Below are 21816 nucleotides of genomic sequence, written 5' to 3' on the forward strand. Positions count from 1 at the left end.
TAAATGGCATTGATTTTGTTTGTAAGTGATTGATGATTATTATTATATCTTTGGGATATTTAAGTTCTTACTAATTTTTTGAGACTATAAAAAACTTAATATTTGTCTCCGGTATGGGGCATTATATTCCAAAGAGTTTGAATTTTATCTCAAATATTTTGCAAACATTGTCTTGTCCCACTCACTTAAGTAACCAGCAATATTAAAACTATACAATAAAATGGCTAAGATTTTAAAGGAAATATGTAAACCCGAAGATAGAGTAATGGGGTTTCATTATGACTGATGAGAGATTTCAAGCGGTGTGCGTGCTGTTTTTGTGTAAATAAATGGGGATGCGAGGTGAGGATGGTGGTAATATGGAAAATCAGAGTAAGCCACATATCAATTTTATTTGAGGTAAACGTTTGATTGGCTATAAATGGCATCTTGCGTGAAAACGTACTTTATGTACTAATAATACAGAGATAAAGTATGTTTTCGTGCAAATATTTTTGGATAACAGATTTCCGTTGTTGTGGAAGTCAACGGAATAGTGGCATCCTGTTGTGACTGCAATGACCTTTGAAATGGTGTATGTCATGGTGGAATATCAATAAACTTATCTATATTTCAAGTGGTGAGCTTGCTGTTTTTGTGTAAATAAATGGGGATGCGGGGTGAGGATGGTGGTAATATGGAAAAATAGTGTTATTTTTGTAATTAAATTCTAAAATGGTATAAATTCAATGCGGATCGATATATTGACAGTGCTTCCGGAGATGTTTGAGTCTCCGTTAGGTTGCTCGATACTTAAGCGGGCTCAGGATAAGGGGTTGGCTGAGATTGTCGTGCACAATCTTCGTGATTATACCGATGATAAGCACCGTAAGGTGGATGATTATCCATTTGGAGGTGAAGCCGGTATGGTGATGAAGGTGCAGCCGGTGGAGGCTTGCATAAATGCTTTGAAAAGGGAGCGCGAATATGACGAGGTGATATTCACATCGCCCGACGGGGAGACTTTCAATCAGAAGATGGCAAACGGTCTGTCGATGGCAGAGAATCTGATAGTGCTCTGTGGTCATTACAAGGGTGTGGACTACAGGATACGTGAACATCTCGTGACGAAGGAGATCTCAATCGGCGATTATGTGTTGACCGGTGGTGAACTCCCTGCACTCGTTATGACGGATGCCATAGTCCGTCTGATACCCGGTGCGATAGGTGATGAACAATCCGCACTCTCCGATTCGTTTCAGGATGATCTTCTTGCCCCGCCGATTTATACACGTCCGGCAGACTACAACGGTTGGAAAGTGCCTGATATTCTCCTGTCAGGACATGAGGCAAAGATAGCCGAATGGCGTCATGAGCAGAGTCTGGAACGCACACGTCGTCTACGTCCCGACCTCCTTGATGAATAATCATTGCCATAACTCAATTCCCATATCCATGATTAAAATCACGAGAAAAGTATATATATCGCGAAATTATAAGAAGTTGGATTGTGGCGGAAGTATTGCACGCACCGACATAGAGACAGTCATGGATAGATTGGGTTTTGTCAATATCGGTCTGCCGCAATCCGTCTGTCATAATGGGATATATCATGGCATAAAGAATTATGTCAGTTATAGAAAGGCTCTCCGGTCAATCCGTCCGGGAGATATGATTGTATTGCAATATCCAATGAAGATCGGTTTTGATGAGATTTGCGGGGTGTCGCATAAGAAGGGGGCAAAGATAGTTTGTCTGATTCATGACCTGTCATCTTTCAGAGAGAAGACATTGACACCGGAAGAGGAAATCTGTCGTCTTAACCAATGTGACGTGTTGCTGACCCATAATCACAGAATGAGGGAATGGCTCTCATCGCATGGTTGCCGGGTGAAGATGATTGATTATGAGATAATGGACTATATACATGGAGCATCCGGTAAGGCTCATGAAGTGGTTGATCGGAATTATTCACTTTTCTATGTAGGTGATCTTTCTCCTGCTACGTATGGATATATCTATGATCTCGCAAGGATTATGCCTCAAAGGGATATTTATCTGTATGGACACTCACCATCGGAAGATCTGCTTGCTGAATTGCCGAATCTGCATTTCGAAGGTTTTGCGAAAGATACGGATCTGATGAAGTCGCATAAAGGAGATTTCGGATTGTCGTGGTATGGCACTTCGCTTGACTTCGGGATCGGCAAGATAGGGGAGTATATGGAATATAACAACCCGCATAAGATCTCATTATATTTCCGTTGCAATTCCCCTGTTGTGGTCTGGAGTAAGGGTGGAAGAGCTAAATTTATAAAGGATAATCATCTTGGTATATGCGTGGATTCTTTGAGGAACCTTGAATCCCGGCTATCGATGATTACGGCGGATGAATATAGGGAGATGGTTGGGAATGTAGAGAGGGTAAATGAAAGGCTGAAGAATGGCCGTTATCTTGAAGATGTACTTCAGCAGGCAGAGCAATACTTATTGAAACAGACATGAAAATAATCCATTTATCATCAAATAAGATTTGGGGAGGCGTTGAACGCTATATTCTTGATTTGGCTATTGCTCAAAGGAAATCTGGAGAAAATGTGGCTATTTTCACGAAAGGTCATCCTCTTACCGACTCTCCATTTATACAAAACGGATTTGAGGTGGGAAGATTGAGATTAAATGGTGTGTTGGATTTCATCAGTCCTGTGAAACTTGCAAATTATATAGGCAGACATTCGGAGGATGACGTGATAATACATGCGCATAATTTCAAGAATGCGATTACTGCGGTCAGAACCAAGAGCCTGTGCCGCAACAAGAACGTGAAAGTGGTTACTACACTCCATTTCCGTAAGAAAGCCCACACCTCGGCATTCTGGTCGTTTATTTATGGCAGGATTGATAAGATAATATTTGTCTCGGAAATAATAAAGAAGATATTCCTTGAACCGACACCAAAGATAAAGATGTTGCAGACTGCCGTGGTCTACAACAGTGTGATTGTTCCGAAAAAGGTAGATGCAGACATGCATGTACAGGATGGATGTTTGCCTAAAATTGTTTATACCGGTAGGGTTTGTGAGGATAAGGGGATTGAGGTGTTGATAAATAGCATTTCTTTGCTTAAGGATATACCGTTCATGTTGCATGTGGTAGGCACCGGTGATGCCGACTATATGTCATATCTTGGCGAGATGAGTGAAAGATATGGAGTGGCGGATAAGATTGTATGGGAAGGGCATAAGAGGGATGTCTACCCCTCGATTGCTGATGCCTACGTCGGGGTGGCTCCATCTATTTGCATAGAGGCTTTTGGTCTCACTATAATTGAATTTATGTCGCAGGGTGTACCGGTGGTTGCGTCTGACAATGGGGCACAGCCGGAAATAATCACAAATGGAGAGGATGGAATGCTTGTGTCCCCCTCATCCCCGGAGCAGTTGGCTGCTGCCATACGGAAATTGCTGATGGATGAGAAGTTGAGAAGTAGGATGGGGAGAAATGCCAGGTTGACGTTTGAATCAAAATTCTCTTATCCTAAGTTCTTTGCGGAGATGCAGGCGATATATCAATCAGTAATAAGTCAGAAATCTAAGTTGTGAGTTAACTGAAGTTAAGACAACATCAATTTGATGACTTATAAGATGATTTTATCCAAAATTATTCCAAAGATCCAATCCTCTGAAGTTTTTGAATGATGTGATGAATCTTTTAAACTTACATCTTAGTTTCTCCCTCCTTATGACGGATTCAGAAGTTTCAGTCTCTTCACCCCAAGGCAAGTCGGCATGTAGGAAATATTTATAGAATGCTCTTAATGTCACACCCCACTTCCTTAGAAATTGCAAGTATCCCCGGTTTTGTGTAATCCGGTTTACGGATACACTCATGAAATGATAGCAAAGACTGTTGCCAATCCCTTTGAATGTCCTCACTCCTGCCAACCAAAGTTTTGCATTAAAATCAGGATCTGATGCCATCCCGGGATAGTATTCAATGCTGTAGCCGCCGACAAGATCCCATACCTTGCGGTGTACGATAGTCGGAGGAAGCATTGCTCCTTGCCAATCGATGGTTTTATATTTTGTAAACTCTTCCAACAGTCGTTTTTCATCAAAAGTGGTTACTGACGTTCCGTAATCACCAACTTGCACACTTAATTTTCTTGTATAATGAGGACGGGGTTGAATCATGGTTGAGGTAAGATACCAGAAATCATTCGGCTGCTTGCGTATCTCTTCATCAATAGCAGTGTCCCAGCCGGGACACATATACATGTCGTCGTTTATATAGACCACATAATCGGTTGTCATTAACGAACGGAGGGAGTTCATAGCCCAGCACACTCCGATATTCTCCTTACTGTGGGTATGTTTATAGCCTTTTTCCGTTACCCACTCCAGAGTGCCGTCGGAGCCGTCGTTGACGTGGATTAGTATTTCGTGCTTGGCAGCGGAATTTTGCTCAATGCTTTTGATGCAAAGCTTAAGCATTTCAAGATTATTCCAGGTTGGAATGAATATAGAATATGGAGTCTGAACGGTTTCTTTCATAATGATGGGTTAAGGGTATATATGTGTGTTTAGCTGCCGAGGGTACGGGCGTAAGAGTCGAGCAGCCCTTTCGTGAAATTTTCAGCAGAGAAACGTTTGATATATTTCTGTCCGTTTGCCACGAGAGAATCGCGCAGCGATGTGTCGGATATTATCGCACGGGCTGCATCTATAAATTCATCGGTGGATTGTGGTGTGACGTAGAGCGCACCCGGACCGCCTGCCTCTTCAAGACATGAACCGGTAGCTGCCACAACGGGAGTGCCTGATGCAATAGATTCAATCACAGGGATGCCAAACCCTTCATAATGCGATGGATAGGAGGAGAGTATTGCACCGGAATAGAATGCCGGAAAATCCTTGAAATCAGCTCCATGTATCAGTTTTAGTCTATCGGATACACCAAGACGAGTTGCCTCCTTCTGAATCTCCTTGACGTAATCGGTAGGACGCCCAACAAGCACGAGTGATATGTCGGATGGGAGGGAGGGGAGTGCCTTGACTGCGAGCAACTGGTTCTTACGTCGTTCGATGGTGCCGACCCCGACGATGTAACGTTCCGGAAGGGCATAACGCTTACGCACATCGTCAAGTCTCTCTTTAGTGACAGGCATATAGAAGGAGTTGTCGCACCCCTGATACACTATGTCGATTTTCTCTTCCGGTATATTGAAATAATGGATAAGGTCACGTTTTGTGCATTCACTGATAGCCATTACTCGGGTGGCAAGATTTGCCGAACGATGGAAATGTCGTTTGTAAATCTCCACATCGGGACGATGGTAAAACTCAGGATGAGGTATGAATATCACGTCATGGATAGTGACGAGACTTGGGATGCCGGTCTTGTCAATGCCTACGGGAAGTTGGTTGGAGAGTCCGTGAAACAGGTCAGGATTGAAGCGTTTGATCTGCGATGTCATGCCGCGCGACCTCCAAAGGCTGCCAAACATTCGTCCGAATATGGTGTCGGGAGTCTCTATCGATACGTTTGGTCGTTGGAGAATCGGTTGTAACAATCGGTTTTCCTTCACTTTCGGTGTGAAGAGACGCATCTCAGCTGTCGGAAAACGGTTGGCTATAAGTTCCAGCACCAGACGGGAATAGTTGCCCAATCCGGAATAGTTGAGCACAGCGCGTTTAGCGTCGAAGCCGATAGAGTTGATATTCAGAGTCGGTAATTCGGAAAGTGTATGGTTGGCATTATCCATGATTTACTTTTTTACGGTGACGTTATCGGTGTTCATTCGGGAGAGGTAGGATTGTACGAAGGCTTTCAGATGGGTCTCCATATCCTTCTCTTCCGGTAGACCTTTGCCGTAGAGGTTGAGCTTACTGTCGGGGTCGGTCTTGTAGTTGTACATCCCTTTCACCTTATCTCCGTCGAGAATCATAAGGTAATCCCCTTTGATATACGTCGGGAGGTCGTTCCAGTTGACAGCCCATGTATCCTCAGGGGCGGTGTGCAGTACATCCTTGCCGAAAGCGATATATGGACGGTCATAACCTATATGATTGAGCAATGTGGGCATTATGTCGATCTGCTGCATGATACCGGGTTGACGTCCGCGTGGCAGATCTCCGGAGGGGTCATAGATAAGGATCGGAATACGGAAATTACCCATCTCATTCTTATACTCGACATGAGTGCGCTTGCTGCTCGTATGGTCGGCACAGATTACGAATATTGTATTACCGAACCACGCCTGTTTGCGTGCCGTCTCGAAGAAACGGTGGAGGGCATAGTCGGAATATTTGATAGCCTTGTGAAGCTCAAACTCACCCTCGTCAGTGAAGACATCCTTATATTTCTCCGGCACCTTGAAGGGATGGTGGGATGAGAGTGTGAAGACCGACCCGATGAACGGTTGCTTCATCTCCCCAAGCTTGGCGCAGAAATATTGCAGGAACGGTTCGTCCCATATACCCCATGTGCCGTCAAACTCCTCCTTACCACCGAAACGGCTATCCTCATAGAACTGCTCCTGACCGAAATAGCTGTCAAATCCTGCTTGTTTGGTGAAGGATTCTATACCCAGTGAGCCATCGGGGGCACCATGGAAGAAGGCAGAAGAGTAGCCTATATTCTTCAATTCAGAGGCAAGGGAGTTGATTGAGTTGACGGAATGTGTCGACACCACGAATGGCGACTCCGCGCGTGGTATTGAGGCAAGCACTGCCGGAGGTGCGTCGATGCTGTAGAATGTGTTGGCGATAGTTTCGTCAAACCACATGCAGCTGTCGACCATGGCATCAAGATAGGGTGTGTAGCCTTTGTAGGTGCCGCTGTCAAGTCCTCGGTTGTAGTAGCCCATAAACTCTTTCGCAAAGCTCTCCATAATCAGTATGACCACATTCTTCTTTTTCGGTGTGCCAACGGAGTCGGGAGTGCTGGCAGGAGTGTGTAGCGGTGTATATATGGCAGCTAATTCCTCATCCGATTGGAAATATTCGGGAGTGGGGAGTGAACGGCGGCTCATGGTGCGCAGTATGGTGAAGGGGGTGTTGAGCACTATCCCGGCTTCTGTTGGTGAGGTGGTGTAGCGGAACGCATCGTTCACGGAGATGGGACGTGTGGCTTTTGCGAATATGCTTGATCCTCTCATGCCGGAGACGTACAGCATCCCTATGATGACCACCGACAGACCGTTGGCGATGTAGTATGCCGGCGAACGGTGGTAGGGATGAACCGGACGCATGTATAATCGGGCGAGAAGATAGAATATCGCGACGGCAAGTATTATGAAATACCAGTGCGACACCATTTCCATGCCCCCGATCTTCATCAGATTCCCTTCCCCTTGAAATTCAGAGAAGAAGGCAGCTGTGGTGCGTTGCAGGCGGAAGGAGAAGAAGGTGGCGTCAGCAAGGTTGATGATGGCACACAATCCGTTGACTATAACAAAGAGCCATTTAACGATTGCGAGATAGACGGGTTTCAGCTTCGGGAGGAATGCCGCCGTGAGGAACAGCAGCATGAAGGGTATGTTGGTATAGCATATTGCCGAGGTGCTGAAATGGAGTCCACCTATGAAGAAGTCAAGGCAGGATGCCGGTGTCAGTGAGGAGGAGAATGTGCTGAGGTTTTCAAGCACGAAGGCTATCTGGCAGATGATATACGTCAGATAGACCCACAGCAGATTTATGAGTAGCCGGAGAGGGATGAACGTGATTTTAGGTTTCATTGTCATGTCAGAGCTTGTCGAGATACCTGAAAAGAGTCTGGAGAATAGCCTTGCCGCGTCTTTCGCGATTGGCGTCGGCTGACCCGTATAGGGCCATTCCGGAGTCGTTGTCGAAGTCGGTGAATCCGGATGAGTCGGTAAATAGGAATCCGTTGGGATACGTATGGAACGAGGAGGGCACGGTGTAGGTGTCGGCGAGTATGTCGCGACTGAAAGGGTAGTGGGAATGTGGAAGTCCCAACTGACCGAGCAGTGTGGCGGCAAGGTCGGTCTGCGACATTATCGTGTCGATTTTCATCGGTTCTTTCACCGCTCCGCCGGTCCAGAGCATCGGTATGTGGGAGAAACTGTCGCGTATGGACGACACCTCTCCGAGATTCAGACCATGGTCTGCCACCACTACAATAAGCAGGTTCTTCCATGCCGGGGTCTGTTTCAGTCGGTCTATGAGCGACCCTACAGCGGAATCGGTATATGCCATTGAATTTTCGGCGGGATCAGGTAGACGGTTGTAGGGCACGGTGAAAGGCTCGTGCGAACTTAATGTCTGTAGCGACAGGAGCCAAGGATTCCTCTTCTCCGACAGACGCATCACCTCGTCATATACCCAGTCTGCCACAGGAGCATCATGTATGCCCCATTTATCCTCATCAAGATTCTTAGGCAGATCTTTCTGAGCCACTATACGGGTGTGTCCGGAAGAGAGGTAAAAGTCTGATTTGTGCATGATGGTGAGGTCGCCTCCATGTACAGCCACCGTGTCATACCCCTTGTCGCGCAAGTCGGCGGGTAAAGCCGGGAGATTTGCAAGTTTACGGGTATAACGGATTATGCTTGTAGTGGGTTGAGCCGGGAGTCCACAGAAGATAGCCGGCAGGGCGCGGTCGGTGCGGAAGGAGCTTGCGCGGCAGTTGGTGAAAAGGATTCCATCCTCCGCCAGTCGGTTGAACTCCGGGGTGACGTCTGCCTTACCCCCGATAGCCCCGCAGAATTTACCTCCGAAGCTCTCCCATACTATTGTCAGTATGTTGGGACGGTCGGTGTTCAGCAGCTTTGTCTGCGGAGAGCCGTCGGTAGGGAAGAGTGGGGTGAAGAGGTCGGAACATTCCTTGTCGTCGAATGCCACGAAGCGTCCCTTAAACTCGTTGCGGGTACCGAGAGAGTATATCATATTGTAGATGGGGTTCAGTGCCCAATGGTTGAAGAAGGGTATGGGGCTGAAATAGACCACGCTTGGATTGTTGGGGCGAATCTTCAATCCCCGTATGATGAGGAAGCCGCATCCAAGCAGAAGGATACATAATATCGGTGCTGCGGCAAGTTGCCAGGTCGGTAGAGGAGCGAGGAGTGTGTGGCGTTGGGCTTCAGAGATGATAAGAATCCAGCCGCATGCGAATATCGCAGCTACGATGCACGCCGACAGAATGGCTATCGCAAGATATGAATATGACACGCTGGCGAATGCCCCTTTCGGATGACGCAGATAAGAGAATACGGATGCGTCGATTTTCGATTGCCAGAAGGCATAGAGTCCGGTATCGCCGATGCAGATCAGTCCTACGGCTATGCCGATAATTATGGAGTAGGGAGTGAGCACCCAACGGAGATCAAATGAGGGGTATAGGGTATGGACAAGTCCTGTCAATATGGGTATGGCGGTAAGATAGGATGCTATTATGAAATCGCTGACCGCCCCTTTCAGATACACGCGGGAGATAGCTTGCGGAGTGATTGTCGCAGTGCATGACTTTTTATTTAGAAATCCGAACACCGGTTTCTGTATGAGCCAGAAAAAAAGCACACACCAACTCCACATCGCCAGTATGAGGATGAGATAATTCAGGATGTTCATTGCTTGATTAATGATAATATTTTATTTGCCACTGTTTCGGGGAGCAGATTGTTCATGCAAGCGAGAGTGGCGAGCGGACATTCCGGTTTGCCGGCTATTGAGCATGGTTGGCAATCGAGGCGCAGACAGAGCGCATTGTCTGGATCCTGTCGGTAGGGCATGAATCCACATTCCGGCGTTGTGCTACCCCAGATGCTCACCACCGGTGTGGCGCATAGCGACGCCATGTGCTGATTGGCGGAGTCCATGCTTACCATCACGTCCATCTTTCCCATAAGGGGAAGCTCCTCCTCTATCGGGAAGCGTCCGGCGAGCGACGTGCATCCGGGTGTGGAGTCGGCAAGACGCTGCAATTCCTCAGCCTCTTTACCCCGTCCGCCGAAAAGATAGACGTGGATGCCGTTGGCGGTCAGCATTTCCGCCACACGCTTCACAAGATGCAGAGGATAAGTCTTGTTGGCATATCTTGCGAAGGGAGCGATGCCTACGGCGGGATGTTCCGGCTCAATGGTCGTGGTGGGCAGTCCGTCGGAGAAGAGGGTGGTGAAGGTGACGTCAACAGGGAATCCCAATTTCGCGAACACGTCGGCATAACGTGAGAAGAATGATGGCTGCGGAGCCTTCTGCGAGATTGCCGCCTTGCGTTCGCCGCGCATCTTATCGACCATGACCACCTTCAAACCCTTCAATTGGAACCATCTGTCGATTATCCAACTGCGGAACACGTTGTGAAGGTCGGCGACATAGTCCGGTCTTAGCGACGACAGATAGCGTAGCAGGCGTAGTGTGCCCTTCACTCCGTGGTAATCCTTCTTCAGATCGACAGGGCGCAGCGTGAGATTCGCCGGAGGATTGAGAAATAGCCGGGCGAAGAATGGGGTGGTCACGAAATCAATCTCCACGTCCGGATATTGCCGGGCGAGGGAATATACCACCGGGAGAGTCATCGCCACATCCCCCAATGCCGAGAAGCGCACCACAAGGATGCGCTTCTTCGCATGGTCTGTATGTCTGTTTTTGTTCATCCCGGTGAGGGTATCACTTGTTTGACGTAAGATAGCTCTCCACGCCTGCAATGTCCTTGCGGTTGTCTACGCTGAGACTCTTGCAATGGCAGTTGTAGTAGTAGATGGGCACTCCGTTCTCGATGAAGCGGAATGAGTCGTTCTCCTCGATCTTCTCGATCGGTCCGCGTGGGGTGTTGTGATAAAATTCGAGAGCCTTGCGGTTGAATGCACCGACGCCCACGAATTTATGGTAGACGTAATCCATGTTCCCTTTGGGATATGGTATCGGGCTGCGGGAGATGAAGAGACAGCGGTCGTTGGCGTCGGTCACGATCTTCAGGTTGGTGGCATCGACCACCTCCACCGGATTGGAGAAATCGGTCATGAGGTTCGACACGTAGAGCGCACCCTCTTCTATAGAGGAGGGGATACACTGTATTATTGCCTCACGGGTGAGAAGCGGTTCGTCGCCGTTCACCATAACGTAGAGGTCTGCCTCCACTTTGTGCGACACTTCCCAAAGACGCTCTGTGGCTGTGTCATGGTCGGAGGAGGTCATGATGACTTTCCCACCGAAAGCCTCCACTGTGTCCTTGATTTTATCGCTGTCGGTGGCGACATATACCTCTGAAAACTCAGTCACCTCCATGCAATGTTCCCAAACCCACTGGATCATGGGTTTGCCAAGTATTTTGGCAAGCGGTTTCTCAAAGAACCGTGTAGATTCGGCACGCGCCGGAATCACGCAGATAATATTCATTTCGTATATAGGTTTTATTGAATGTAATATTAATTTCAGATGTCCTGACATTTCTCAGGACGCGGGTACTTCCATCGTTTGTGCGACCATAGCCATAGCGCGGGATCTCGCCTTATGGTCATTTCGAGCAGATTGAGATATTCTCTCATGACTGGGAAGGGGGAATCCGATCTCTCCGGCAATGTGATCTCATGATAGTGGATGGAATAATGTCCTCGTGAGGTCTTGGAGATGTCGGCATATACGAATCGGGCATTGGTGTGCCGTCCGATCTGTTCGGGACCGACCACTACAGGGGTGTCCTGATGCAGGAACGTCGCCCAATGGTTTAGATTGCGGTTGTTGGGTCGTTGGTCGGCGAGAAAGCCTACGATCCATGCCCCTTCGCGGTTCCAACGGAAAATGGTCTTGATGGCATCATCCTGCGGAATCTGGGTCACGTTGTCCCAACGGTCGCGGAGGTTATGGATTATTTCGCCCCATTGCTTGTCGTGCATAGGGCGGTAGATCTCTCCGAATGGCGTGCGGACACTCACCGACATCGTGAGCTGCGGCACCCATTCCCAATTCCCGATATGCCCTAACAGGAGCACTACGGGAGTGCCTGACGAGAGAATATCGTTTACCACTTCCGGATTCTCGATACGCATACGCCGGGCAAGCTCCTTGTCGGAGATATGGCGCAGCTTGATTGTCTCCACGATGTTGTCGCAGAGATGATGATAGAACCGGTCAGTGATCTGCCGTATCTCCTCCTCATTTTTCTCCGGGAACGAGTTGATGAGATTCTGGCGTATCACCTTCTTGCGGTATCCGACTATGCGGTGCATCACAAATCTGACCGGAGCCACGAGGGCATATAATGCCGGCAACGGCAGTGATGCCAATAGCGACAGCCCCTTGTCGGCAAGTTTATATTTGAAAGAGAGTGAACTCACTTTTCTATCATTTTGGTTATTATATTCAGAGCGTGATCGGCTCCCCCCTGATTATGTGAGCAGAGGTCTTCCGATTCCCTTTTTATCTTTTTCATATCTACGTTTCCGGAGATGATCCTATCCCACCATGCGCAGATGGATGAGGAATCATCCACGATTGTGCCTATCCCGCGCGTCTGCATGACCGACGTGATGTATTTCCTTCCGGTCTTTGGTCCGAATGCTACCGGTATGCCGTAGACAAGCGGCTCTATGACGCTGTGCAGCAGGGGAGTGAACCCGCCGCCTACGTAGGCGGCATTGCCATAGCGGTAGATTTTGGCGAGAGCCCCGATGAAGTCTACTACCAGACATTGTATATTGTCCCAATTCTTTATTTGCTTGCTTTCGGAGTATAGCACCGTCTTGCGTGGCATTGTCCCGATGATTCGGTGCATCCCTTTTGGGGAGATCTCGTGAGGCACGATGATTATTTTCGTGTCGGGATATTTCTCTGCGATTGATGCGATCAGGTCGAGATCCTTGTCAAGATGCAGGCTTCCTGCCACGAGCACACGTGCCGCATTCCGGCAGAAGGCATTGAGTGTGGTCTTGTCGTAGGGTTCTTCACGCTTTGAGATGGCATTATCGAAAAGGGGGTCGGGCACGAGGTCCGCATTTGAATGTCCGGTGGATTGCAGATATTTCAGTGATGTCTCATCATGCACCGTGATCTGGTTGAACTTCTTCACCATGGAATCCCTGAATTTCGAGCGGATGAATCCATGGTATTTCGGACGGAACAGTCCGGAATAGAGAAGGGTGGGTATGTTGTGCCTACGTAGCGACTCCAGAAAGTTGGGCCAGAATTCCGACACCATGAATATTGCGATGTCAGGTCTTACTTTCTCTATGAAGCTGTCGGCATTCTTACGGGTGTCGAGTGGGAGTGGGAGGATCACGTCGGGGGTTGACGGTGTGCCTTCTCTCCCTTTCAGCGCATCGATTGCTGTGGCGGAGAAGAAGGTGAATACGATATGGTATGTCCCCTCCAGCTTCAGACGGGCGATGATCGGGCGTGCAATCTGGTATTCACCGAGCGAACTGGCATGAAACCAGATTGTCTTCTGCGAGGGTAACGCGCATTTTGACGAGGCAAGTTTTGATTGCCACGTCGACTGAAGCCGGATAAAACGATCAAGTTTTGTCTGAGAATGTTGCTGCGCTGATATTTTCTTTACAATTGCACGACAATGTCTTATTGTATTGAAAATTCCCTTTACCGACCAACTGTATATGGTGTATGCTAACTGCATCGAATGTTGTGATGTTATGTTCCACGCTCCGTTTGAAAAATTAAGTCTGCGGGTTGAGATGTTCAGACAAGTTCAGCAGGAGCATATCCACATGCAAAGTTAACCAAATTAATCCATTTCTGCAACAAAAGAGGAGATAGGGCAGGGAATTGCCTGAAAAAAGAAGCCGCCGGTTATTATTCCGGCGGCGATTGTATACTGAATCTTGGGTTGTTTGAGTATTTCTTAGCAGATTTTATATCATGCCGGTGATGTTTTTGGGGTGTCTTGATGGCAGTACAAAACCTAATCCTTTGCAAGATACCGGCACGTGGTTCTCCCGTTATTATCTGTAGTCTTTAAGAAGAGCTTGCAGACGTTTGCGTGCAAAGAAGATACGGCTTTTTACAGTGCCGAGAGGGAGTCCCATCTTGTCGGCTATCTCATTATATTTATAGCCGGCGATATACATTGAGAACGGTACGCGATACTCATCCGTGAAGTTCTTTATGGCTTCGGAAATCTCCTTGGCTGCGAAACTTCCTTCCGGAGTGGAAAGACCTGACTCCTGGGAGAGGTTGAGATGATAAAGGTCTTCAGTAGTGTCGACCACTGTCGCGCTTCTTACCTGGCGGCGGTAATTGTTGATGAATATGTTGCGCATGATGGTGAAAACCCATCCCTTGAAGTTTACGTTGTCAACATATTTAGATTCGTTGTCAAGAACCTTGAGAGTTGTGTCCTGCACGAGGTCCTGAGCTGTTTCTCTGCTGGTTGTCAGCTGGTAGGCGAAATTAAGAAGATTGCCTTGCAATCCGAGAAGCCTTTCTTTGAATGATCCTGAATCTGCCATCGTCGTATAGTTTTAAGTGGTGGTCAGCGCCGTGAGGCGCTATTGTTTTATGATTTTGATAGTATAACACGGGAAATGAAAAAAAGGATAAGATAAAAGTGTTAAATTTTTTTGCGGATTTTGTTAAAAATGTGGTTGCGCTTTTGCGTATTTTTACAAGAGCCTTGAAATATGTGGTAGATTGCTATTGGATGAGTTGATCTGAGTGCGTTGAAGGATGGAAGTATGTGGATTTTGTATCGTTTTTTTGAAAATTCTATTTTAACATTCTTGCTATGGAAAATAATGCCTTTTTTATGGCAAATGTGAAATCTATCATGATTAAAGAGGGAGAAAAAGACGTTAAAATTATAAAAATAGTGGCTATGATTGTGCATGAATGATATATTATCATTAATTTTGCGGAGTTTGATGAAAAAGTGATTCAACCCGAAAACTTCATAAATGGTGAAAAAGAAAATAAAAAGAGCAAATTTTTGGTTTCGCCGTCGTTCGCATATCCCATTGGCGGTGATATGCACGTTGATCGTGATGATGTTGCTTTTGAATGACGACACGTCGCTTACTCTTAATATGGAGTATGACCGAGAGATAAATGCCCTTACGGCAGAGATTGAGAGTTGTCGTGATTCAGCTGCCTACTATCGTATGCAACGTGAGGCATTGATAAGGGGTGCCGATAAGCTTGAGCACATCGCCCGGGAGAAATTCCACATGCAGCGTCCAACGGAAGACGTGTTTATCCTGAAGTGATACGGTCGATACACTTTTATAAAAAGACTTAAGAAATGACATTAAGACAAAATTCCGGTAAAGAAAATCCCGGAAGACGGGATTCCGGACACGGAGCAACGGGTAGACGCGGGAAGTGGGTTGAGTATGCAGCCTCTTTCGGTCTTCTGATGATATGTGCATCGCTTGTGGCGCCATTCATCAATGCGTCAGACCTGGAGCTTCTGAAAGTGTTCAAATGGGTATACAGTGCCGGCGCACTGATGTTCGTGGGGGCACGCGTGTACGGTGCTGTCGGCAAGTCCGGATCTCCACGCATGAGGCGACTGAGGCGTATGGAGTTCTGGGCAGGTGTGGCATTCATGGTCGGGGCTGCGTTCTGGTTTTATCAGGAGGGGCATCTTGGAAAATATGCCGGCATACTCGCCGTCATGCGTGACACGATAATGTTTACTCTCGCCGGCGCTTTGATACAGATAATATCCTCATGGATGATTATGTCGCAATCTAAAAAAGAACAGCAGTAGGATTGAGATGGGAAATAAAGAGGGAAAGCGGATTCTGACCATCGACCAGGGTAACACTTCTGTCAAGGCGGTGCTTTGGGAGAATGGCGTGCCTATGGATTGGCTTAGGATATATTCGCTCAATATAGAGGAGTTGCTGCCGTTGCTGTCTGCGGGTGAGCTTCACGGATGCGCTTATTGCAGCGTGTGCCACACTGACGCAAAATTTCTTGAGACACTTCGTCGGCTTGTCGACGGCAGACTGTTGATGCTCACTCCGAATGTCGATCTCCCGGTAAGGGTGGAGTATGCCACTCGTGGCTCATTGGGCAATGATCGGGTAGCGGCTGCCTTGGGAGCTTCGGTTCTCATCCCCGGGGAGGCGGCTCTCGTAGTGGATGCCGGCACGGCGGTCACGATCGATCTGGTTGACTGTGAAGGTAATTTCCTTGGCGGTAATATCGCGCCGGGAATGAGATTGCGTTTCAAGAGCCTGAGTTATGAGACGAGTCAGCTCCCGATGGTAGATGAGAACGGGGATATGCCTGAGTTCGGATGCGACACGATGTCGGCTATAAGATGCGGAGTGGTGGGCGGAATGGTGAGCGAGATTGCCGATGCCTTCCGCCGTGCGTCAGAACTATATGGATGCTCGCGGATAGTGATTACGGGCAGCGATGGAAATGTGCTCGCTCCTCTCCTGGAAAAGAGAGGGTTGCCGGTGCTGATGGATCCTGATCTCGTTGGAAGAGGGCTATTGTCGTTCTATGAATATAACGTTTCGGGAGTAAGTGCCCGCCGGAACTGACTCATGGATTTTTTTGTGACAACTTCGTAAATAGTGCGTAAGATTAAAAATAAAACAAAACAGGAATAAAAAGACTGTGATGAACAAGATAAAACTTTTGATATTGACGGTGCTGGTATCTGCCGGAGTTGCAGTGGCACAGAACGTCACAACTCCTTATTCAATGTATGGCTACGGCATATTGGGCGACAGGGCCACGTCTATGCAACGCCAGATGGGGTCGGTGGGATATGCGATGAACTCCGGACGCCAGATCAACGTGATGAACCCCGCTTCGTATGCTTCGATCGATTCGCTCACCTTCCTGTTTGATATAGGCGCAGACCTCTCAGTGCTCTGGCAGAAAGAGGGGGAGTTGAAGCAGCGCACCACCGGAGGCGGTCTTGATTACGTGACTATGCAGTTCCCGATATGTAAGTTCATGGGCGGTTCGATAGGTATGTTGCCATATTCTTCCGTAGGGTATGCATTTGGTAAGTCGATTGATCACGGTGCCATGGAGAATCAGGGTAACGGCGGTATCAATCAGGCTTATATCGGATTGGCGGGTAAGTATGCCGGATTCTCTCTCGGCGTGAACTTTGCCTATAGTTTCGGAAATATCATAAACGACGTCTATTCCACGCCTAATTCTGCGGGTCAGTCATTGTTTGAACACGTGATGGAGATCCGCGACTGGGATGTGAATCTTGGTCTGCAATACACTGCACGCCTGTCGCGCACCGAGCGTATCACTGCCGGAGTGACCTTCTCCCCCAAGAAATCCCTGCATGGCAACACTTGGGCGACTACTCAGGAGCTAAAACATGAAAGCGTGCCTGATACCGTCGCAAGCATGAAGATTTCCGGAAATTACTACACCCCTATGTCGATCGGTGCGGGTATTGCCTACAAGCATGAGCGTAACTCCAGATGGATGTTGGAGGCAGACTTCACTTTCCAGCAATGGTCAAAGGCGAAATATTCCGCAATGTATGAAAATGCTGACCCAGACAACATGGTTTTCCAAGGCATGGATTTCAACAATCGCACCAAGTTTGCATTGGGTGGTGAGTTCGTGCCGAAGATAAGGGGCAACTATGTGCAGCGCATATCCTATCGTGCCGGAGCATATTATAATAACGACTATCTCAAGATTCGAGGGAATCGTGTGAGGGAGTATGGTGTGACTGCCGGTTTCGGTTTGAACACCCCCGAAGGTAAGACTATGATTAACCTCGGCATTGAGTGGAAGCATCGTCAGGCACATCCCAACCCGTTGCTGACTGAGAACTATCTCAATATCACGTTGGGCGTCAACATCAATGAGGTGTGGTTCTTCAAACGCCCGATCAAATGATGCGTCAGGATTGTTGATAAGACACATACGCACGCAAAACGACATCGGTATGAGAGTGATGAGAAAGACGGGTCTATCAATGGCTGTTACTATGGCACTTGTCATAGCCGCGGGAAGCTGCACGCAGGAAACCAAGGTGGACATATCGCGTAGCTTGAATCCTGCCGGTATGCCGTCGATGGTGACTCACAACATATCGACATTGATTTCAGATTCGGGAGTGACTCAATATAAGATTGTGGCTCCTGTATGGTATGTATATGATGAGGTCGACACACCTTACTGGCTTTTCCCGAAAGGATTGTATCTTCAGAAATATGATCCGAAATTCAATGTGGTGGCTACGGTGGCGGCTGATTCCGCAAGATTCTTCAAGATGCAAAAATTGTGGCGTCTTGAGGGTAACGTGGAGATGACAAAGGCCCCGAAAGACCTTTTCCTTTCCGAGCGGGTGTTCTGGGACCAGCGGCGCGCACGCCTCTATTCCGACACCTTCATACATATCGAGAACGAGACCCATATATTGGAGGGCACCGGTTTTGAATCAAACGAACGTCTGACAAAATATCGTATTCTACATCCGTCCGGTATATTCCCGGTGGAGCGTGATAACCTGAAGCCGGATCCCAAATGATGTTGGCATCCGAAGCATATACTAAGAACATATAACTATATAAGAGATCATGACAATTGCAACCGCCATAGTGGTGACGCTTATAGCGTTGCTGTTTTCGGCTCTATTCTCCGGAGCCGAAATCGCTTTCGTGCAGTCGAGCAAAGTAAGGATGGAGATAGATGCTGCCAGGGGGGGCATAGTCGACCGTATAATACATGGCTTTTCCCGCCACGAGGATATGTTTATATCCACGTTGCTTGTCGGCAACAATATTGTCTTGGTAATATACGGTATCACTTTCTCGATTATAATAAATCCGTTTCTGGAGAGATGGCTGACGAATGAGGCATTGGTGCTGATGGCTAACACGCTGTTGTCTACCGGAGTGGTGCTGTTTGCCGGGGAATTTATGCCGAAGACTGCCTTCCGCATAAACCCCAACTTCATGATACGCCTCTTTGCGATACCGCTCTATCTGATCTACTGGACGCTTTATCCGGTGTCGTTGCTCGTGTCGGGGATATCCAGGGGACTGATGAGGATTTTCGGAGTGAAAACTGCTGATGAGGGGCAGGAACGTCTCACTATTGATGAGCTTGATGATTATCTTCAGAAGCAGATCAACACTACGCCGGGGAATCCTTCGGTGGAGAATGAAGTGAAGATATTCCGTAATGCCATAGATTTTAAGGACACTCAGATTTGTGAGTGCATGATTCCGCGTAATGAGATTGTGGCGGTGGAGTTTGATTCGGTTAGCCGTGAGGAACTTGTGAGGAAATTCATAGCCACCGGTCTTTCGAAGATTGTGGTGTATAAGGAGGATATTGACGACGTGATGGGCTACATCCATATCTCGGAGCTGCTTAACGTCAATGAGGATTGGAAGAAGCACCTGAAGCCCGTCATCTTCACTCCCGAAACGATGCTCGCAAATAAGATGATGCGGCGCATGCTCTCAGAGAAGAAGTCGATGGCTATTATAGTGGATGAATTTGGCGGCACTGCTGGTCTTGCCACTCTCGAAGACCTCGTGGAAGAGATATTCGGTGAGATTGAGGATGAGCATGACCGTAAGCGCACTCTCGCCAAAGAGGTGGAACCCGGTATATATGAATTTAGCGGAAGGGCTGAGATCGAGAATATAAATGAGGAATTCGGTCTTGACCTAAAGGAGTCGGAGACGTATCACACGCTTGGCGGATATATCCTTGAGAATCTCGGAGCGTTGCCGCGACAGGGTGATTCTTTCGAACTCGGACAGTTGCGATTCACCATTATACGTATGGCTACGACAAGGATAGAGCTTGTTCGTGTAGAGAAATATGAAAAATAATTGGTCTTACAGAAAAAATAGTTAAAATTTATTTTGCAAATAGAGATAGTTTGTCTACCTTTGTAGCGAGATAATGAATGCATAAAAAAATTTACCTAATTGTTCAATCAATGAGCAGCAAGCCCACATTTATTTCATCGGTACTTGGGATGCAGCCAAACCTACGGTCGTTTGCTCTTAAGCTTACGTTAAACAAGGATGAGGCACATGATCTGGTACAAGACACCACTCTGAAGGCTCTTTCTAACGAGGACAAATTCGTAGATAACGCCAATTTTAAGGGGTGGATGCTTACGATTATGCGTAATATCTTCATCAATAATTACAGAAAGAACGTGCGCGAGAATACGATGGTGGATACATCGGACGATCTTTATCAGTTAAACCTGACGCAAGAGACTGTTTCTGATACTCCGGATGGCGCATACGCGGTCAATGAAATTTCGGAAATCCTAAAAGGATTCCCGGCAGACTACCGCGAGCCGTTCTCTCTACACGTAGCCGGCTATAAGTATGAAGAGATTGCGGAAGTTCTCTCTATGCCGCTCGGTACAGTGAAAAGTCGTATATTTTTCACTCGAAAAAGACTTCGTGAAATTCTAAAGGATTATCGTTGAGATTTTACGGTAAATAATTTATAAGCACTCTCATTATCAGGAGCCGGTCTGTTGACTGCGGCTCCTTTTTTTGTATATAGATTTTTGTATATAGACTTTGCTTTTTGCGGAGATGTTATAGAAATTTAGATAACTTCATGACTGAAATATAGACGGATAGGAATATTTTTGAAAAACTTGATGCCTTTGCGTGAACTTTTTTTAACAGAAATTCATTATAATTATACCGATGAATAAAGGTGTGGCCCGCATCTTTAATCTTAATATAATATTCGGGTGGGCGACCGATAGGGAACAAATATTTTGAAAAGACAATGAAAAAGATTCTACTATTGATGGCAGTGGTGTTTATGTGTGCCACATCTGCATTTGCTCAGAGAGCGGCTCTCGGAATTAATTTTGGTGCAGCTCCTGTAATCGAAGATGGTTATTCCGTGACCAATTTAATCTTGGGTGCGAAATTCCAGTATAAGGCTACAAGCCTGATCCGTCTTGAGGCTGCCGCCGATTTCGGTCTCCGTGACAAGGGGTATAGCTCTTTCAACATGATGGGTAACGTGCATTTCATGATTCCATGCGCAAGAAATTTCTATCTTTATCCTCTTGCAGGTATAGGCTACGGTAATGTGAAACTCCGTTGGGACAATGACCATTCTGAAAGCTGGGATAAGTTTGCATTCAATGTGGGTATAGGCGCAGAATACGAAATCGCACGTAACTTGGCTGCTGATTTCGAGTTCAAATACCAGTACATGCAGGATTACGGACGTCTTCCGATACTCGTGGGACTATCATATAAATTCTGATATCTAATCCTTATTTAAATATAAATTTAAATATAAACGAAGTTTGATAACCCCAATTAGGTCATAGATACTCTAAAATAGGAGAAATCTTACATGCATTATTATATAAGACATTAGTTTTTGAAAAAATTATCTCATTCAAAGGAGCCGGATTCAATCTTAGGCTCCTTTTTTTGTTGTCAAAACAGTTTTATTATAACGTCAGAATCCCGGATAAATCTCTATTATTAACAATTCTAAACATAATTTAATATTTGTTGATTTAGTTTGTTCTCAATCCATTAAGCGGAATATTTCAGAATAATATGCTCTATAATATAAAAACATTTGCAAAACGCCGGAAAGGGTTGTAATTTTGCATCCGCAATCGGGAACGGAGCCACGGCGACTTCCCGGGAGCGACAGGAGAACATTGACAACAATGCCACAGGACAATGACCGGGACGGTGACACGTTCCGGGCCATACAGACAGAGACAAGGAGACAAATCAAGTCTCCCGTCAATCAAGTCACAGGTAAACCGACATAGAATGGAATCCGGTCAAGACAAACTGACTGTCCGCAAGGATGGTCACCAAGACTGTAAAATAGGAAACTATAATACAAACAACGGAGAGTTTGATCCTGGCTCAGGATGAACGCTAGCGGCAGGCTT

20 protein-coding genes are annotated in these 21816 nt (G+C 47.0%); 11 read left to right on the forward strand and 9 right to left on the reverse strand.

Annotation, left to right across the window (positions count from 1 at the left end; genetic code table 11):
* Nucleotides 1–728 precede the first annotated feature (728 nt).
* Genes trmD through E5331_RS15800 form a run of 3 tightly spaced genes read left to right on the forward strand, consistent with a single transcriptional unit; the run spans nt 729 to nt 3581 of the window.
* Nucleotides 729–1406: a tRNA (guanosine(37)-N1)-methyltransferase TrmD gene (trmD, locus tag E5331_RS15790; protein ID WP_123484370.1), complete on the forward strand. Its 678-nt coding sequence runs from the start codon at nt 729–731 to the stop codon at nt 1404–1406.
* 28 nt (nt 1407–1434) lie between these two features.
* Nucleotides 1435–2484 carry a glycosyltransferase gene (locus E5331_RS15795; RefSeq protein WP_123484369.1) on the forward strand — a complete coding sequence of 350 codons (1050 nt, stop codon included), beginning with the start codon at nt 1435–1437 and terminating at the stop codon, nt 2482–2484.
* Entirely contained in the window at nt 2481–3581 is a 1101-nt protein-coding gene (locus E5331_RS15800) for a glycosyltransferase family 4 protein (RefSeq protein ID WP_123484368.1), read from the forward strand. The genes E5331_RS15795 and E5331_RS15800 overlap by 4 nt, the downstream gene beginning before the upstream one ends.
* 48 nt (nt 3582–3629) lie before the next feature.
* Here the strand turns inward: E5331_RS15800 and E5331_RS15805 are convergent, their stop codons facing one another.
* The 9 genes from E5331_RS15805 to E5331_RS15845 all read right to left on the reverse strand — a co-directional run bounded on the left by E5331_RS15805 (nt 3630) and on the right by E5331_RS15845 (nt 14401).
* On the reverse strand, nt 3630–4532 hold the full coding sequence (locus tag E5331_RS15805; protein ID WP_135985898.1) for a glycosyltransferase family 2 protein: 903 nt from the start codon (nt 4530–4532) through the stop codon (nt 3630–3632).
* A 29-nt stretch (nt 4533–4561) separates the two neighbouring features.
* On the reverse strand, nt 4562–5743 hold the full coding sequence (locus tag E5331_RS15810) for a glycosyltransferase family 4 protein (RefSeq protein ID WP_123484366.1): 1182 nt from the start codon (nt 5741–5743) through the stop codon (nt 4562–4564).
* Nucleotides 5744–5746: 3 nt separating this feature from the next.
* Nucleotides 5747–7717 carry an LTA synthase family protein gene (locus E5331_RS15815; RefSeq protein WP_168355270.1) on the reverse strand — a complete coding sequence of 657 codons (1971 nt, stop codon included), beginning with the start codon at nt 7715–7717 and terminating at the stop codon, nt 5747–5749.
* 7 nt (nt 7718–7724) lie between these two features.
* Nucleotides 7725–9569 (reverse strand): LTA synthase family protein, encoded by a 1845-nt coding sequence (locus tag E5331_RS15820; RefSeq protein ID WP_135985894.1) that lies wholly within the window; start codon nt 9567–9569, stop codon nt 7725–7727.
* Nucleotides 9566–10594 (reverse strand): glycosyltransferase family 9 protein, encoded by a 1029-nt coding sequence (locus E5331_RS15825; RefSeq protein ID WP_123484363.1) that lies wholly within the window; start codon nt 10592–10594, stop codon nt 9566–9568. Before E5331_RS15825 ends, E5331_RS15820 begins: the two co-directional genes overlap by 4 nt.
* A gap of 13 nt (nt 10595–10607) precedes the next feature.
* Nucleotides 10608–11336, reverse strand: a complete 729-nt coding sequence (locus E5331_RS15830) for a 3-deoxy-manno-octulosonate cytidylyltransferase (RefSeq protein ID WP_123484362.1) — start codon at nt 11334–11336, stop codon at nt 10608–10610.
* Between the two features lie 35 nt (nt 11337–11371).
* Nucleotides 11372–12274, reverse strand: coding sequence for a lysophospholipid acyltransferase family protein (locus E5331_RS15835; RefSeq protein ID WP_123484361.1), 903 nt, complete (start codon nt 12272–12274; stop codon nt 11372–11374).
* Nucleotides 12271–13569, reverse strand: coding sequence for a 3-deoxy-D-manno-octulosonic acid transferase (locus E5331_RS15840; RefSeq protein ID WP_135985892.1), 1299 nt, complete (start codon nt 13567–13569; stop codon nt 12271–12273). Before E5331_RS15840 ends, E5331_RS15835 begins: the two co-directional genes overlap by 4 nt.
* Before the next feature lie 325 nt (nt 13570–13894).
* A complete protein-coding gene (locus tag E5331_RS15845) occupies nt 13895–14401 on the reverse strand; it encodes an RNA polymerase sigma factor (protein WP_123484359.1) in 507 nt (168 codons plus the stop codon).
* 444 nt (nt 14402–14845) lie between these two features.
* On the opposite strand from E5331_RS15845, the gene E5331_RS15850 reads away from it, so the two are divergent.
* The 8 genes from E5331_RS15850 to E5331_RS15885 all read left to right on the forward strand — a co-directional run bounded on the left by E5331_RS15850 (nt 14846) and on the right by E5331_RS15885 (nt 21161).
* Nucleotides 14846–15154, forward strand: coding sequence for a hypothetical protein (locus tag E5331_RS15850; protein ID WP_123484358.1), 309 nt, complete (start codon nt 14846–14848; stop codon nt 15152–15154).
* A 35-nt stretch (nt 15155–15189) separates the two neighbouring features.
* A complete protein-coding gene (locus E5331_RS15855; protein WP_123484357.1) occupies nt 15190–15660 on the forward strand; it encodes a hypothetical protein in 471 nt (156 codons plus the stop codon).
* 7 nt (nt 15661–15667) lie between these two features.
* Nucleotides 15668–16447 carry a type III pantothenate kinase gene (locus E5331_RS15860; protein WP_123484356.1) on the forward strand — a complete coding sequence of 260 codons (780 nt, stop codon included), beginning with the start codon at nt 15668–15670 and terminating at the stop codon, nt 16445–16447.
* A gap of 79 nt (nt 16448–16526) precedes the next feature.
* The gene (gene bamG, locus E5331_RS15865; RefSeq protein ID WP_135985890.1) at nt 16527–17786 is read left to right on the forward strand and encodes a BamG family beta-barrel-assembly machinery protein; all 1260 of its coding nucleotides are present in this window, start codon (nt 16527–16529) and stop codon (nt 17784–17786) included.
* Between the two features lie 49 nt (nt 17787–17835).
* Entirely contained in the window at nt 17836–18420 is a 585-nt protein-coding gene (gene lptC, locus E5331_RS15870) for an LPS export ABC transporter periplasmic protein LptC (RefSeq protein WP_168355271.1), read from the forward strand.
* A gap of 49 nt (nt 18421–18469) precedes the next feature.
* Nucleotides 18470–19738: a hemolysin family protein gene (locus E5331_RS15875; RefSeq protein ID WP_123484353.1), complete on the forward strand. Its 1269-nt coding sequence runs from the start codon at nt 18470–18472 to the stop codon at nt 19736–19738.
* A 110-nt stretch (nt 19739–19848) separates the two neighbouring features.
* Nucleotides 19849–20355, forward strand: a complete 507-nt coding sequence (locus E5331_RS15880; protein WP_123484352.1) for an RNA polymerase sigma factor — start codon at nt 19849–19851, stop codon at nt 20353–20355.
* A gap of 314 nt (nt 20356–20669) precedes the next feature.
* Nucleotides 20670–21161, forward strand: coding sequence for an outer membrane protein (locus E5331_RS15885; RefSeq protein ID WP_123484351.1), 492 nt, complete (start codon nt 20670–20672; stop codon nt 21159–21161).
* Nucleotides 21162–21816: the final 655 nt, after the last annotated feature.

It is taken from the genome of Lepagella muris (assembly GCF_004793975.1).
GTDB classification, from domain to species: Bacteria; Bacteroidota; Bacteroidia; order Bacteroidales; family Muribaculaceae; genus Lepagella; species Lepagella muris.